Origin of the sequence: Microcoleus sp. B3-D2 (assembly GCF_036705345.1) — a bacterium.
Lineage (GTDB): Bacteria > Cyanobacteriota > Cyanobacteriia > Cyanobacteriales > Microcoleaceae > Microcoleus.
This window is the reverse complement of the sequence record NZ_JAUBUG010000045.1, coordinates 1-16,303: the sequence shown is the minus strand read 5'-3', so window position 1 is coordinate 16,303 and position 16,303 is coordinate 1. Positions and strand designations below refer to the sequence as shown.

The 16,303-nt window shown below is 43.5% G+C and carries 13 protein-coding genes and 1 pseudogene; 3 read left to right on the top strand and 11 right to left on the bottom strand.

The window, feature by feature from the left end:
- Window positions 1-239: 239 nt before the first annotated feature.
- The 3 genes from QUB14_RS17720 to QUB14_RS17710 form a co-directional block, all read right to left on the bottom strand.
- Window positions 240-1,412 carry an AI-2E family transporter gene (locus tag QUB14_RS17720; protein ID WP_190660080.1) on the bottom strand — a complete coding sequence of 391 codons (1,173 nt, stop codon included), beginning with the start codon at window positions 1,410-1,412 and terminating at the stop codon, window positions 240-242.
- 165 nt (window positions 1,413-1,577) lie between these two features.
- The gene (locus QUB14_RS17715; RefSeq protein WP_333218427.1) at window positions 1,578-2,153 is read right to left on the bottom strand and encodes a Uma2 family endonuclease; all 576 of its coding nucleotides are present in this window, start codon (window positions 2,151-2,153) and stop codon (window positions 1,578-1,580) included.
- 147 nt (window positions 2,154-2,300) lie between these two features.
- Window positions 2,301-2,489 (bottom strand): hypothetical protein, encoded by a 189-nt coding sequence (locus QUB14_RS17710; RefSeq protein ID WP_333218384.1) that lies wholly within the window; start codon window positions 2,487-2,489, stop codon window positions 2,301-2,303.
- Between the two features lie 126 nt (window positions 2,490-2,615).
- On the opposite strand from QUB14_RS17710, the gene QUB14_RS17705 reads away from it, so the two are divergent.
- The 3 genes from QUB14_RS17705 (at window position 2,616) to QUB14_RS17695 (ending at window position 6,930) form a co-directional block, all read left to right on the top strand.
- On the top strand, window positions 2,616-3,935 hold the full coding sequence (locus QUB14_RS17705; protein ID WP_333218383.1) for a methyltransferase domain-containing protein: 1,320 nt from the start codon (window positions 2,616-2,618) through the stop codon (window positions 3,933-3,935).
- A 113-nt stretch (window positions 3,936-4,048) separates the two neighbouring features.
- Window positions 4,049-4,579, top strand: coding sequence for a type IV pilin-like G/H family protein (locus tag QUB14_RS17700; RefSeq protein ID WP_333218382.1), 531 nt, complete (start codon window positions 4,049-4,051; stop codon window positions 4,577-4,579).
- Between the two features lie 110 nt (window positions 4,580-4,689).
- A complete protein-coding gene (locus QUB14_RS17695) occupies window positions 4,690-6,930 on the top strand; it encodes an O-linked N-acetylglucosamine transferase family protein (RefSeq protein WP_333218381.1) in 2,241 nt (746 codons plus the stop codon).
- A 59-nt stretch (window positions 6,931-6,989) separates the two neighbouring features.
- On the opposite strand, the gene QUB14_RS17690 is transcribed toward QUB14_RS17695, so the two are convergent.
- From QUB14_RS17690 to QUB14_RS17655, 8 genes and pseudogenes are all read right to left on the bottom strand, one after another.
- On the bottom strand, window positions 6,990-8,024 hold the full coding sequence (locus QUB14_RS17690; protein ID WP_333218380.1) for a hypothetical protein: 1,035 nt from the start codon (window positions 8,022-8,024) through the stop codon (window positions 6,990-6,992).
- A gap of 605 nt (window positions 8,025-8,629) precedes the next feature.
- Window positions 8,630-10,867 (bottom strand): methyltransferase domain-containing protein, encoded by a 2,238-nt coding sequence (locus QUB14_RS17685; protein ID WP_333218379.1) that lies wholly within the window; start codon window positions 10,865-10,867, stop codon window positions 8,630-8,632.
- Window positions 10,868-10,957: 90 nt separating this feature from the next.
- Window positions 10,958-11,488, bottom strand: a complete 531-nt coding sequence (locus QUB14_RS17680; protein WP_333218378.1) for a tetratricopeptide repeat protein — start codon at window positions 11,486-11,488, stop codon at window positions 10,958-10,960.
- Window positions 11,489-11,584: 96 nt separating this feature from the next.
- The gene (locus QUB14_RS17675) at window positions 11,585-11,737 is read right to left on the bottom strand and encodes a hypothetical protein (RefSeq protein WP_333218377.1); all 153 of its coding nucleotides are present in this window, start codon (window positions 11,735-11,737) and stop codon (window positions 11,585-11,587) included.
- A 115-nt stretch (window positions 11,738-11,852) separates the two neighbouring features.
- The gene (locus QUB14_RS17670; protein ID WP_333218426.1) at window positions 11,853-12,608 is read right to left on the bottom strand and encodes a Uma2 family endonuclease; all 756 of its coding nucleotides are present in this window, start codon (window positions 12,606-12,608) and stop codon (window positions 11,853-11,855) included.
- A gap of 180 nt (window positions 12,609-12,788) precedes the next feature.
- Window positions 12,789-14,312, bottom strand: coding sequence for an MlaD family protein (locus tag QUB14_RS17665; RefSeq protein WP_333218376.1), 1,524 nt, complete (start codon window positions 14,310-14,312; stop codon window positions 12,789-12,791).
- A gap of 62 nt (window positions 14,313-14,374) precedes the next feature.
- Window positions 14,375-14,719 (bottom strand): annotated as a pseudogene (locus tag QUB14_RS17660) (four helix bundle protein); the annotation flags it as partial.
- A 24-nt stretch (window positions 14,720-14,743) separates the two neighbouring features.
- Window positions 14,744-16,303 (bottom strand): reverse transcriptase domain-containing protein (locus tag QUB14_RS17655; RefSeq protein WP_333218375.1); only part of this gene is annotated, 1,560 nt, incomplete at its 5' end.

The following is a 16,303-nucleotide window of genomic DNA, read 5'->3' as shown; positions in this document are numbered from 1 at the left end:
CTTTATTTAATGCGCTAACGATGTTTTTTCTCGGGCAATTTATGTTTTCGTGCAAGTCGGACGGCATCATGATTTATAGCACGCCTCGACTGTCAGGGAATTCAGAGGATCTGCGCTCTCCAGATTCTGCCAATAATGTCTGATAAGTTTGCCAAATGATATTTGATAAAACCACTCTTTGAGTAGTTTTTAAACTGAAATTTTCAATGGATGCAACAGTCATCATCGCTCGATTTCAATTATTGATTTTCAGGAGTGTGGCTTTCGGTATTATTTGGGATTTCTAATTTGTGTTCTGGCAGGCTTTCTGGCTTGCTATGTGTTACTCCTATAGATTCGTACTCCTCGTCAATAGCGGTGTCGATCGCTGCTAGGTGTCTGGGATTGGTGTGCCACTGGTTGAGAATGTCTTTAATTAAAACTTCTCTAACCCAAACTTGAGCGACAACGGTGAGAGGAAGGGCAAGCAATAGTCCTAAAAATCCAAAGAAGGTGGCGAAAAATACTTGAGCTATTAAGGTAACAGCCGGCAGTAGCGCTACTTGCTGCGCCATAACGTAAGGGGTGAGGAGGTTGCTTTCAAATTGTTGAATTAGAAAGTAGAGGATGAACACAAAACCTGATTTTAAGGGAGAGTCTAAAAGTGCGATCGTCACTGGAGGAATGACGCTCAAGCCGGGCCCGATATTGGGTATTAAGTTCAGCAAGCCGGCTAAAACAGCGTGAGCTAGGGCTAGGGGAACCTGCAATACTGATAAACCAATTAGGCTGAGAAAAGTGATGACGCTCATGCTAATTAAAGCACCGATTACCCATCGACCGAGGGCTATTTCGCATTCATCTAAGATTCCCTCGATTCGCCGCCGATAAAAAGAGGGAAATAGTTGGATAAATCCTTGGCGGTATGATAATGGATCTGCTAATGTCATCAAGGTCAAAACTATCACTAGCAAAAAGCTGAGAATAACGCCTAAGGTGTTGCCGACAAAGGCTCCTGCACCGCCGACGAGTTGATTGAATAGGGGTTGCAGTTGTTGGATAATGTCGTTAATATCAAGATTCGGTAGCCGCTGACCAATTTGTCCCGAAAAGCGACTTTCAATCTGATCGATCCACTCATTTAATTTTGCTATTCCTTGAGGGCCTCTTTGGGTAAGTTGTTGAAACTGTTCGGCAAAGGGTGGTACAATGATGAGGAATAATCCTACGAAGATGAGGACTAGGAAGCTGACTGATAAGAGTACGGCGATCGATCTTTTGAGTCCGAATTTTTGCAAGTAGCGTGCTAGCCTGTTTAAGGCGGTGGCTAAGACGACGGCGGCAAATAGCAGCAGTAGGGCCTGCCTGATTTGCCACAGGATGTAACAAGATGCGATGAGGGCTAATAAGCCCATCCACTGTCCTAGCTTCATTAGATTTTAGATTTTAGATTAAGGAATAGGGTATTGGGAATGGCTGCTTGCTAATTGCTCTGCTCCCCAGACGCGATGAATCGCCTCTATACAAGATACAGCAGATGCGCGCGATCGCATCTTTAATCGGATACCCCTACTCGGACATTAGCATAAGCAGCCACCTCAATTCCCTTTTGCAAACACCTGCTGCGCTGTCAGCTTCAATTCTGGGAAAGTTGGGGACTCAATACACTCGCCCCTTCGGAACAGTTTGAGTGGGTATTCCCCGTCAATTAGTTGGTAAACCGAAAAGGTTGGTTGCTTGGGGTTGCCAATGAACCGTCTGCCACCCAATCCTAGATAATCTACAATCCAATATTCTTGAATACCCATTGACTCATATGCCTCAAGATTTAGGGCATAATCATCACCCCAATTAGTGGTAGTTACTTCTACAATTAGGGGAACTGATAAACCCATTGTGATAATTAATAATTTCTCCCATCGCGGCTCGTTTCCAATGGCTTGCTCGTTAAGTACAATGATATCTGGCTCATACCCCGATTCCTGGCGCATGGGTTTGATGACGCATTCTTTGGGGATGAAGTAGGGCAAGTTAAGACACTCAATTTCAGTTCCGACTTTCCGTGCGCTAAAACCGGCCATTTTAGAAGGTTTGCCTGTAGCTTTTGGTATCTCAAGAATTTCTCCATTGTGCAGTTCGTAGCGGTGTTCTGAATTCTCTGGATACCCGTCAATGAATTAATCGAATGTTACTAATTCAGGTATGATTTGAATCATGGTAAGTGCCTCAACATTGGTTTTGATAAGCTGTACGGGAAATTAAGATTTGGGCAAAAACACAGTCTTTAGACCAAGTAGCGATCGCGCTTTTTGATTGTGCCTCTACTGCTGCTGTTGTTGCGATCGCCAGCCGAGGATGGCAGCTAAGATGATACTGGGGGTAAAGACGGCGATTAGGGCGTTGAGATCCGTAGAGGGTATGGATAAGCTAGGCCCTGCGTACTTGATGGCGAGGGAAAGCGCGGCGGATAGGGTGAATACTTTGAGGATGGGGCTGATGTTGGTGTTCATGGACGTGGTAGTGGGTTGGGTGATCGGTTTTCCGACTATTATTGCAAGTATGTGTTGCGGGTGAGCGGGCGATCGGATATTTTCTGAGATACTAAGGTAATTTGCCAGCGTTGAGTGTAATTGAAAATGGATCACCAAAATTTAGAGTTAATAGAAAACATTCGCCAGCAATTTGACAATACTCCTTTTCCCAGAATCCCGCTGGAACAATCTCCAAAAGACAACAGTGAATTGCTCTACCTTCATAATCTTGTAACTGCTTACTACTTCAGAAATAGAAGAGTTATTAATACAGAAAGTAAAGTTATCCTAGATGCGGGATGCGGCACAGGTTATAAATCCTTGGTTTTAGCTCTAGCCAATCCGGGAGCGAAAATAGTAGGCATCGATTTATCCGAAGAATCTGTGAAACTAGCTGAGCAACGTTTACAGTATCATGGGGTTGCTAATGCAGAGTTTTATGCTTTGAAAATAGAAGAATTACCAAGTTTAGGCTTACAGTTTGACTATATCAATGCTGACGAAGTTCTGTATCTCTTGCCCGATGCTGTTGCTGGATTGCAAGCAATGAAATCGGTTCTGTCTCCAGACGGAATTATCCGCACAAACCTTCACAGTTCAAATGGTAGAGCCGGAGTATTTCGCGCTCAAGCTGCTTTCAAAGCAATGGGATTAATGAATGGATATCCGGGAGAATTGGAGATAGAAATAGTCCGGGAAACAATGGAAGCATTACAAGATGAAGTAGGGCTTAAGGCATTCACCTGGAATTCCGAGCGCGCGCAGGATGAGGGATGGATTATGGCTAACTATTTATTAGTGGGTGATAAAGGTTGTAGCATTCCTGAAGTATTCGGAATGTTGAGAGGTGCGGATTTAGAGTTTATCAGTATGGTGGCTTGGCGCAGGTGGGAGTTGATGGATTTGTTCAAAGAGCCAGATGATTTGCCTCCGTTTTTGGCGATGAGTCTGCCAGAAGCTTCTCTGGAAGAGCGGCTGCATTTATTTGACTTGTTACATCCCCTGCACCGTTTGTTTGATTTCTGGTGCGGCAATCCCGATCGAACTCAGGCTTTTGTGCCAGTTGCGGAATGGACGGAGGCCCAATGGCGGGAAGCACGGGTACACCTGCACCCGCAACTGAAGACTTCCCAGATTAGGGAAGACTTGAGTAATTGCATTGACAGCCAGACGCCGTTTGAGATTAGCCGTTATATTATTGTGCCAACTTTAGCGCCGGTGGCGATCGACACTACAATGGCTGCTTGCTTACTACCTCTTTGGGATGGGCCGCAGTCTGTGGTGTCCCTCGTGGAACAGTGGCTCCAAATCCGCTCGCAGATCGGTGTTAACCTAGAGTCTGTTAGTGATGAGACTGCCTTTGAGGAAGTCAAGGAACTGTTGATTAGGCTGGAAGTCTTTTTGTATGTGCTTTTGGAGCCTTAGAGGCAGGAATTGAAAAAAAAATTGTTTGGGGTGATATTAAAGCGTCGATAACTGGGTAAGTTACATATAAGAGTTAGAAATCAAGCATCCCACCCCTCACGGAGAAAAGACTTATGAAGACTGAATTTAAAGCCAAGTTCCTGCAACACATCAACAAAAGAAGACAGGATCAAGGTTTCACACTGATTGAACTGCTGGTTGTTATCATCATCATCGGTATTCTTTCTGCTATTGCTTTGCCTTCCTTCCTCAGCCAAGCAAACAAAGCCAAGCAGACAGAAGCTAAGCAGTATATCAGTTCCCTTAACAAGGGTACGCAGGCTTACTTTGCAGAAAACACCAAGTTTACAACAGATGTCACTGTGTTGGGTCTTGGTCTCAAAACTGACACCACCAACTATACATACAACATTAGCGATGGTGGTACGGGCACAAACGGCGGATCAACTTCGGCCGCAACCCCTAAGAATCTCACGACACTGAAGGGATATGGAGGAGCTGTAGCAGTGACACTCCCCGATGCTTCAGGGGCTTCAGGCACACAGACACTCCTTTGTGAAACGACGGGTGTTGGAGCTCCGGCCCAAATTAATCTTGCGGGTAGCGGTACTACGTGTGGTACTATGACACTCGTCACTAAGTAACTGCTTAGTACACAAGCCATGCTTGTGAAAAAAAAAACAAAGAGCGGGTTAGCGTTATCGATGCTGCCCGCTTTACTGTAGATAGGAAACTGATTTTATCGGCTGACTTTATGATTTATGACAATTTATTAGAACTGGCGCCGGATTGGCAGCAAACAGCCGAGCAACTCCTGCTTAAAGAAAATTACGCTCAGGCAGCCATCCTCTACGAACAGGCAATTACAGAGCAACCAAGCGTTAAATCTTACTACTGGCACTTAGGATTGATATTGCTGTTGCAAGAACAAGAAGCAGAAGCTCAAACAACTTGGCTGCTGGCAATGGCTGAGGGTGAATCTGAAGAAATTGAACTCTGGACGGCAGAACTGTTGGAAGTGCTGGAAGCCGAGGCTGAACGACAACGGCTGGATTTGGTAAATTATGAAGTAGCGTGGGCGATTCGGCAGCACATCCGAGAAATCAATCCTGGGGATATTAATAACCTGTTGCATTCGGTGGGACTTTCCATCCTGCGGAAAATTTACAGAGGTGAAGAATCAGACGCTTTGGACACGATCGTCGAGCTTCTGAAGTCCGAGCCTCCAATAGCATTAGACTACGACCTCTTGCTGCAAGTTTGGAAGACTGTTTTAGATGTTGCTCCCTTCCACCCTTCATCATTTGAATTTACAGAAGCTTGTTTTAACCATGTTAAAGACCCTCTACCTGTTATTGAAACTTTACTTTACTTTGCTTATGACATCGCATATTCAGGAAAGCAATTTCACTTAGCGACCCGTTATGCAGAACTTGCCTTGCGGTTAGAAGCTAAACACCAAGAAGTTTTGCGGGCATTGGCTAGTTTTTACCAAGATATAGGAAATTTTTCTAAAGGGATAGAAACTGCTAAGATTTGCTACTCAGTGATGGAACAGTTGGTAGATAAAATTTTTGCCAATCATTTGTTGCTGCGTGGACTGATGCTGGCTGGTGGTAATTGGGAAGATTCTTGGTCGGCGTTTGAGACACATAAATTAATGATGAGGGCTATTATTGAGGAAGCTCCGACTAATCTGGATTCGGCTGCTGCGCTTCGCTTGATGAGTTCGTTATTTTTCTTTCCTTACTTTGAAGATAGACCTCAAGAAGCCGGGAGAATTCGCATCCAAATTGGTAATCTTTTTCAAGCAAATGTTGAAAATTATGCTAAGCCAATAGTAGAGAAGTGCTGCCATCGCTCGTTGCCTCTGGTTCAGGGAGGTAATGAAAAAAGACGTTATAAAGTTGGTTATTTATCTTATTGCTTACGTAGCCATTCTGTAGGATGGCTTACACGCTGGTTGTTTGAACATCACGACCGCGATCGTTTTGAAATATGCGCTTATCTAATTGGAGCCAAACTGACAAATGATCCCATTCAGCAATGGTATATTAGCAAAGCTGACAAAGCTTATAAACTAGGTATTTCGGGTACTGAAGCTGCTGAAAAAATTTACGAAGATGAAATTGATATATTGATCGATCTTGATAGCATTACGATGAATTCTAGCTGTGAGGTAATGGCAATTAAGCCTGCCCCTGTACAAGTTAGTTGGTTGGGATGGGATGCTTCGGGCGTACCAAATGTTGATTACTATATTGCAGATAATTACGTTTTACCGGAATCAGCACAGGATTACTATGCGGAAAAAATATGGCGATTGCCTGCCACTTATGTAGCAGTAGATGGTTTTGAAGTGGGAGTGCCGACGGTTCGACGGGATTCGCTGGATATTCCTAGCGATGCAGTCATATACTACTGTAGTCAGATGGGATACAAGTACAATCCCAACACAGCTCGGCTGCAAATGCAAATTATTAAAGCAGTCCCGAATAGCTACTTTGTAACTAAATGGTTTGCTGAGCAAGAATCGCTAAAAAACTTTTTTATTCAGATTGCGGAATCAGAGGGGGTGAGTGCGGAGCGCTTGCGATTTTTGCCTCACGCTCCTTCAGAGGCAGTACACCGGGCTAATTTAGGTATTGCTGATGTGGTGCTAGATACCTATCCCTATAACGGAGCTACAACAACTATGGAAACTCTCTGGATGTGCATTCCTTTGGTGACACGAGTAGGGCACCAGTTTTCTAGTCGCAACAGTTACGGAATGATGATGAATGCTGGTATTTCCGAAGGGATTGCTTGGACTGATGAAGAGTATGTAGGATGGGGTATTCGTTTAGGGAAAGACGCGGCTCTGCGGCAGCAAATATCCTGGCAACTGCGGCAGTCACGACAAACGGCTCCGCTGTGGAATGGCAAGCAATTTACGCGAGAGATGGAGAAAGCTTATGAGCAAATGTGGCAAAGGTATCTTGACAGTCATGATTGATAGTGATTGTCGCAGTTAATAATTTGTGCAGGGAGTTGCTGCACAAATTATTAAAATTATCACTGACTCTCCTGTATAAAACTGTCTGGCTCAAATGTGGGAATGTTTTGTGCTTTTGCCTGCACTATCGCCTCTGTATTCTCATGAGCCAACACAATTCGACCGTAAATTCGAGGTATCAAAGCTGACCACTGAATTTCACTCAACTGTCCAATCAGTGAAATTTCGGGGCCGTCGGAAACATCTAAATCTTCTTCCATTAAAAGATTCATCGCTACGCTTGATAAAGCAAGATTAGCATCTTCGTCAGAAATATCCCTGCTGTCTACTAATATAGTCATCTTGCTTTTGTCGGGATGAGTTGCGATCGCCCTCACCACTCGTTCCAATTCTAAAGCCAGAGACTCTTCTGGCGACGACCAAGCTGGAAAAATAATTAAGTTAATCTCTCTCAACTTAATTGCATCTAAAAATATCGCTTTTTCACCTTTGTTTTCCTGTCCTTTCTGCTGTTTTGGAGTGTAATAACCGACCATTTCCAGAAAACGCAAAGCTGTAGGAACAGGAGAGTAATTTTCAATAGCCCACTGCCGACCTTCAGCAGAGATTTTTTCTAAAATTCCTGGGTCATCAGCAATGCGATCGACAGTATCCTGCATATTGTCTAAATCAATTCCTACATAGTGCCGCCAGTTTTCTGGCATTACTGGCAGTTTAACTCCATACTTATCAAAATCTACGTGAAATGTTACGCACCCAGCCGCCAATGACTCCCAAAAACGCCAACTATCCCACCATTCTACGATTGGTTCTCCTGTAAAATAGCTGGAGGTAACAGCACCCCCAAAACACGCACAAGCCAAAGATTCCTTCAAACGTTGGTAGTAACTCGGATAGTGGCGTTGACCTGTTTGCTGCCACTGCAAGTAGTGGTAACTGTCTGAGGGAGATTTATCAAAATTCTCAGTGGTATCATCCTGGGGCAAAATATGTTGAATTAATGGCAAGAATTGTTCGCGAACAATCTGCCTTAGAGGGTTGTCAACTATCATTACTCCACTATCAGCCCATAAATAACCCTGAAGAACTTTCATCAAACTGCTCTTGTATGACAATTGCCTGTGATCGTTGCGGAAATTGACAAGCAAGCATTTTTTCCTGTTCTGAAAATGATTAACTTCACGGGTTTCTCTAAGTATACGGTTAGAAAGACCAAAAACCCACGTTAAACAGTTTGAAGGCTCCATAGATTTGCTGTTGCCGTGAGTTCTAAATCTGAAATCGAAGTTCTCTAACTCGGGATTCCAGATGGTAAAACCATCCATGTCATCCAGAAAGACAGTAACATATTTTCGCTCTGAGTGAAATAGATTTTCAGGAAAAGATGTTGCGTTGCTCATCCATCGGAAGTCCAAAATCACAATCGAGCAATCGTGATGAGTCACACTTGGCACATAACAAAATAAATATTCTTCTGTATCGGGGTCAATCTTCCAATGATTGATGTTTGAATAAAAAGGTATTCCGAGTTCTTTAAAACCTTCCGCTAAACATATACTTAAAGGTGAATAGACTCCTTCACAGCAATAGAAAAATATAGGTCTGTCCACAGTTGGGTTGAGAGGGGGTTGGGATTTTGACATATCGCTGTTCATATTAATAGTAACTATACAATCATTGCTGAGCTTTTCTGTCAAGATTACATATTCATAAAACTGTCCAGTAAATAAGATGGGATTTCTTCATGTCCTGCCACTGCGATGACCTCTCTACTCTCATTCTCCAATAAAATTCGACCGTAAAGTCGAGGTATCAAAGCTGACCACTGAATTTCGCTCAACTGTCCAATCAGTGAAATTTCTGGTCCATCAGAAACATCTAAATCTTCTTCCATTAAAAGATTCATCGCCACGCTAGACAAAGCCAGATTAGCATCTTCTTCAGAAATGTTACTGTGGTCTACCAGGAGAGTCATCTTGCTTTTGTCTGGGTGAGTTGCGATCAATCTCACCACTCGTTCCAATTCTAAACCCAGAGACTCTTCTGGCTGCGTCCACTCTGGAAAAACAATTAGATTAATTTCTTTCAAGTTTAAACGCACTAGAGTTGCGTCAATCAGTGCTGAACTAATCGTTTTCGCCATTTTTGACCAAGAGAACTTTTTAGCTTGTTCCAATCCAGCCGCAATTAATGAGTTGCGAATCTTCGGTTTTTGTATTTCGCAAAGTGCATTAGCCAATCCATCAGCATCATCATCCTTCACGTATAATGCAGCTTCGCCTGCAACTTCTGGAAGAGAAGAATTAGGACAGGTAATCACTGGACAACCGCAAGTTATTGCTTCAAGAATAGGTAAGCCAAAACCTTCATACTTTGATGGGTAAACTAAGGCGAGCGCACCTGAATAAGCTAGTCTCAACTCCTCATCATTAAGTTGCAGCTTGTGAATTACAGTACCTGAAGTATAAGCTCTAAATTCTGCTTCTAATAACACTCCACTCCCTGTACACACAATTTCAAAGCCTTGTTTGCTGGCAAGTTGACCAAAAGCTTGAAAGAATAATCTAATATTTTTATAGCCCGAGCCACCTCCGACAGAAATAAAGTAGGGTTTGGATATCCCATACTTGGTTTTAAAACGATTAATATCTTCTTTGCTGGCTGGTGAAAAAATACTTGAAACTCCACAGTGAGCAACTCTTACCAACTCTGAATAAACCTCGGGAAAGAAGTCTATCAGGTCACGAGCTGTATTTTCGGAAATTGAAATGTATGCAGATGCGTGGCGAATTGCATAGTGCTTTTCTTGCCACATAGGTTCATTAAAATTTGCCCCTAAAACTTCAGGAATCATGTCATAAGCCATGAAGACAGAAGGGGTTGATAGTGGCGTTGTATAGTAAGTGGAGATAAATAAATCTGCACCTTCTTCATCGCAGATTTGCTGTAACATTTCCCGGTCAGCCTCAGTTTTACTATAATCATAAGCAGGCACGGTGCAATACCTAATTCCCGGAACTTTTGGCGAGGTTCCCACCCTATCCAATACAATTATGTGCTTGGCAAAACCATTTTCTGCCCATTCTTCTAGTAGCGACCTCCAAACACGGGCAATTCCTGTTTTGTACATTTGAAAAAATACACCGTCAATCAGGATTGTTAACCCGCTTCGCGAGTCGTCGTCCTCTTCTATTTCAGCAAGTTGTATCTTTGCTTCCTGTTGAATATGAGTAATTTTGCTAACAGCTTTTAAGAAGTCATTCTGTAAAAGTGACACCTTATTAACCGTCGCTAATTCTCTTTTCCCTAATTGTTCAAATAAATTCTCCGGCAATTCTTTTTCTGTTAGTAAATGCAGAGACGAACTATTCGAGTAGAAATTCAGATTAAATTTAGTAGCAATTATGGAAAGAGCTTTAGCTGTGTAAAGAGAAACGTGCTGACCTTCGTGAAGCACGTAGTACCACCACTCATCAGGTTTAGGATTGCTTTCTGGCAGCAATTCTGTACTCAATAAAATATTGCGGGATTTTTTTAACAATTCTTCCAGCTCATCTATGGGGTGAACCAGATGCTCAAATACTTCAAACGCCGTCACTAATTCAAATTGGTTATTTGCGGCTGCATCAATCTCAAATCCTTGAGCAAATATATTTTGACAAAATTTGTCTAGCCAGTAAAAGTCAAATCCCGCATCTCTCATCAGCCTGACAAATAGGCCGTAGCCGCCACCGTAGTCGAGAAATCTTGACTGATGATTAAAGAAGTTAAATAATAAATTTTGTGTTATTTGTGAAAATGACAAATTTCTGAACGCTAAGCCAACATCACTGCTCGCTATTGGCTGAGAATAAGCTTCCTCTAACCAGTATGGTTCCTCAGTTTGAACAAATCCGCAGTTTGAACATTGAAAATAATCTACATCATATTTTCCCATAACTTTACCCTGGGCCAAATGATGGGAATCAGATTCGCAAACTTTGCATTTAAGTGGCATATAATATAGTAAATTTTTAACTTATTGTAACTAATTATTCGCTTTATTTTTTCCATCCATTTGCTGTCGCGCCTGCCCCAACAGCGCCTTATAATCAGCTCTGTCGGGATTTAGCTTCACCAACTTCTCCAAAGGCTCGATCGCCCCCACCTTATTATTCATCTGCAACCGCACATTTGCCAACCCTTCCAGAGCCGTCTGATTCTGCGGTTCCCGCTGCAAAACAGTTTCATATCCCCGTTCCTGGGCCGCCAGCAAAGATTCCTGAGAAACTTCTACCGGAGCAGATTTTTGCTGGTGCTGGCTGCTCAAACCGCTGCTGAACAGATTGACAATACCAAAAATTGCCGAACCACCAAACGAAACCATTGATACTAACGCAAAAATCTGCTTAATTCGATCGCTCCGATGAACGCGACTATCACTAGATTTTTTCTGTGTACTTTCCATTGCTAACACTTGGCCTCGCTGTTTTCCAGGCACTCGCAAAGCACCTATCTCTAGATTGCCCAAGTTCGAGCGCAAAACGATCGCCCTTCGCCATTTAAAATTTGAAACCAATTCTAGCCATCACACAAAATCTAAGATTTGTCAAGGGCATTTAGGTGACAATAACACGCGGGCGAGAACGGTGAATGGCGATCGCACCCTTACTTTTTAGCCGTTACTCTCAGGCAATTCGCCAAACCGAGATCGGTAACGCGCTAGCAAAGATGTGAGTTCAGGATCACGCTGGCGTTCCGCTTCTAGTGCTGAGGCTAATTCATCAGAAAGCCGATCTAATTTTTCTTCTAATGTTGTTGCAGTCATGCCGATCGCTCCTTAATTGTGGTTATTTTTAATCTTAAACGCCCTTGCTGACTCGATTGTGCAATCAAAATGGGATTGGATTAAGGGCCGAAAGGTCGATCGACATCCCACACCTTCAAATGCCATCAGGATCGATACCCTGACTTCTCAAGTATGCCATTAGTCGATCGACCCTCTCGCGTTCCTCTTCGGCGCGCTGGCGTTCCTCTTCCACCCGTTCCGCACCCCACAGCAGCAAATTGCCATTCTCATCCCACCAGCGCAACCAATAACCGGTTCTCTGAGATTTTTCACCTTCCCAAACCCCCAGAAAAAAACCCATTGATTCTATCCAGAATCGCTGATTAGCATCCGCTTCTTGCAGTTCGTATTCTCCCGAGATCGAGAGTCTGTACACTTCCAATACTCCCGATTTAGGTTCAAAAATTACATAAATCGGTACTTGCAAAATTCGCTCGTAAAACCGCCATTTTTCGTAAGGATATGTCGGTTTATTTGAATATTCACTACCGTCAGTATCCGATAAAAATTCCATCACTACTGCGGGTACTTCTCCCTCAGCATTGGGCATATAACTGCGGCGAACTTCTCCTCGTTCTGCTGGCAATACCAAGGGAACGAACACCCAATCTGGTGCTTTTACTACTGTTTTGTCATTGACTTTGGCACATAGCCCAAAATTGGAAGCTATTAGCATTGAAGCTAGGATAAATCCTGCCATATCCAAGGCTTCTCGCAGGGCGGCGGCTAAAACTGGTTGGTCGATGTTTTCTAGAGGATTGTCTGGTAATTTAAAGTCATCTGGCAAGTTTTCCCAAGTTACAGTATACTGTTTTTTGGTTTCAGCCGATTTCGATAATGTTTGCGTCAGTGGTTTTTCTTGTTGAAATTGAAATAGTTTTTTGTTAATAGCATTTGCACAATAAGTTTAATGGCGGAGTGTGCATGGCGCACCTTACTAACTAGCTGTAATCGGGGTGTGAATTGCGCCCCTTACTAACTAGAGGAACTTGCGATTTTTGCAAGGGCAGTTATTCAATGATACCCTGTTTTAAGGGGGATTTTCGGGAGCAAATCGTTCGGCTGACCTGGCAGTTTGAGAAGGTATAACAGGCAATTTTTGCTGTTTGTTCAAGCTGGGAAATCCAGGCTCTACTGATTGATTTTTGGCAGGGGTACTCGCATTTACTTTCTCAGAAAGGGGAGCTAATGTTTGAGTCACTTTAACTTGGTGTCGTAGTTGTTCGGTCGAACCCAATAAGCCTCCCAATCCGTTGAACAACCTGCGAATGTTGTTGCGGAAAGCCGGATCTCCTGTCAAATCATCTACGTCGGAAGTAATTTTCTGCACGTTCTGAAATGTAGCTCGTGCAGAATCTAGAGTTTGCTGCAATAATAGCAAAGTGGCGGGATTGTTTACCTGGTTGGATAAATCTCGCAAACTACCAGAAGCTTGGGCAGCATTCGCTGATAAAACTTCTAAATTGTTCAGCAATTGTCCTTGGTTGATTCGATTAATTGTCGGGTTCAAACTGCTGACAGCTACCTGCAGTTCCTGACTGCTTTGATTGATGTTATTCAGAGTTGAGACTAAACTGGCGCGGTTGGTTGTTACTAAAGAATTGACTTGGTTTGCTGTTAAGGTAATTTGATTGGCTGCTTGAGTTACTGAATTAGCAGAATTTATCGCAGCGGCCGATACGGCTTTTGTGGAAGTGTCCGCCGTAGCTGCTACTTTAGAAACATCAGCGGCGACTGCTGATATTTCCGTCGTGAGCGATTGATTTAAGGTGCTTGCTTCTCCCTTTAATGATTGATTTAAACTGCGGGCTTCCCCCTTTAATGATTGATTTAAACTGCGGGTTTCCCCCTTTAATGATTGATTTAAACTTGCTATTTCGGTTTTTACAGATTGATTTAAGCTGCCAATGTCCCCCCTTACAGATTGATTTAAAGTTTTTATTTCCGCTTGGGCAGTTTTAGTTAAAGTCGATAAATCTTGAGTGAGTTTAGCTGCACCTTTAGCGGTGTTGGCTGTATTCTCGGCAAGAGATTTAATATTGTTAAACAGCGCGGGGTCAGTGTAGAAGTTAGCTAGGCGGACTGTGGATCGAATAAGTTCGTCGATAGTAACTCCAGCTTGACCTTTTAAGCGCGAATTGTTGCAGATAATCTCAGGGGGACAGTCGGCACTAACGGGATTTGCGGTAAGTAACGATTCTGGCAAAATCGAGTTGGGGGTAATGTCGATCGACGATTCGCCAATTAAACCGGATTTATTCGCTTCGATCACCACATCCCGGGGAATCACTAAAGTACCGGGGGCAATCTCCAGCGTCACGTCTACGCCGTTGGAACCCGGTTGGAGGGCGGTAATTTTACCGACTGCAACCCCACGATACCTGATGGGCGTGCCTATTTGCATTCCTTGGGCGCTGCCAAATTCTACGGCGAATTTGTAGCTGCGGTTTCCTAGCTGCACGCCCCGCAGCCACAGCACTAAGCCGCCAAATAAACCGATTCCTACTAAAATTAAGAGCCCGACAGAACCTTCTCTTACAGTTCGCGATCGCATATTACCTCCTTAGGCAGTTGGCAGTTGATAGTGGGCAGTTGATAGTTGATCGTTGATAGTTGTTAATTTTTTTCTGATGTGTTGCCTATAGATTTTAGATAGGCGTTTAGCCTGGGCGACAGTTCGTCAATAATTGGCTTGAGTGTTTCTACTTGCGTACTTGTTAGTAGTTGCCTAGTATAAGCCCGTCTCAACCAGTGCTTTGTTTCATATAAAGAGCCTCGGGCAATCTTGATAAATCTCCGATGATCCTGATAACTACCTCGACCATCTCCTTCAGCAAGGTTAGCACCAATACTATCAGCAGAGCGAATAATTTGCTTGCCGACAGTATCTTTTGCTAGTGCGTCCCATTTTATAACAATATTCCAAATTTCATCAGCTAATTTTTCAGCTAATTTATAAACATCTGGTTGAGTCGAGGGGGGATATTATTCCCCGCCCCTCTCAGTTAGATCGGGGCGTGCGACTTTCACCGCACCCAGCTCCCGATGTTCTTGGCTTGCGCCTTTGCTCATGTGGAGATAATCGTGGCAGCTTTCGTGAACCGCTAGAAGGTTATTTATTTTCCAATTATTATGGCAACAGTCTACATGATGTAGATGTACCTTTTCATCGCCTAGCATTTTTAAGCCACATTTTCCACATTTATGGTTTTGCCGTTTTAAAGCTTTAGAGGTTTGTCCGTCGTAGAGTTTGCTGTTACGCTCGCTCCAGTAGGCTATGTCTCCGTCGTAGGGAGATTTCTCTCCTTTGACATTGGCAAATTTGTTTTCGGAGTAGGGAACCGCCGGGAACGCTTTTTCTATCAATTTCTCGACAGTATAACGGTTCTGTTTCGATTCCTTATTGAATACCTTGAAGGCTCTATTTTCGATGAACCACAGCGAGAACCGTGACCCATGTAACTTACAGTAGCGATGGTAATTTCTCCAGCCTCTAACCACAGAAGCTAATTTCTCAGCCTTGAGCGTGGCTCCATAATTCGAGTTGTTGACGATGTGTTTTACCTTCTGACGGAACGCTTTAAAATTGTCCGCTGATGGAACGCTTCTAAATTTCCCGTTGTTTTGCACTTTGAAATGCCAACCGAGGAAGTCAAACCCATCTGTCGTAGCCGTCAACTTGGTTTTCTTTTCACTAACCTTCATCCCTCGTTCTGCCAGAAATTCGCTGACTTTATCAAGTATTGCCTTCGCATCATCTTTAGGTTTCAGAATTATTACCATGTCATCCGCATAGCGGACTGATTGGTGTATCTCCTCAATTCCATTGAGCGCGATATTGGCTAGTAATGGACTTACCACACCCCCTTGTGGGGTTCCTTGTTCTGGAAATTCTGGGTTGACTCCTGCTTTTAGACAACGGAATATTCCGGTCTTAATGCCCTTTGGGGCGATGAGTCTTTCCATTATACTGATATGGCTTATCCTGTCGAAGCATTTTTCGATATCGAGTTCGATAACTCGCTTCTCTATTCCGTTACTATTGGAGCGTAGATTGCTGAACAGAGTCTTCTGCGCGTCGTGCGCCGACCTTCCTGTTCTAAACCCATAACTCCGGGCGTGAAAAGTTGCTTCGTGTGCTGGCTCTAGCGCGTATTTTGCGAGGCATTGCCACGCTCTATCTGCGATAGTCGGTATCTTGAGGAGGCGGGTACTCCCATCCTTTTTAGGGATTGGTATTGAACGTAGCTTCTGGTGTTTCCAGTTGTTACTTTTGGCTCTGAGTTCTTCCCCCAGGGCAAACCTTTCCTCAAATGTGAGTGAGGCTTGGACATCGATTCCCGCAGTCTTTTTGCCAGCATTTAGTTGAGTTACTTGACGTATCGCCAGCATTCTTGCAGCCCAAGATTTCAGAATTAGCTTTTGAAGGGACTTCGCTTTCGGCTTGTCTCCAACCTGAATCGCTTTATACACGCGCTTTTGTAGGCGGAATAAATTACGGCGGAATTTCTTCCACGGTAACGTTTTCCAAGATTCACTAACATT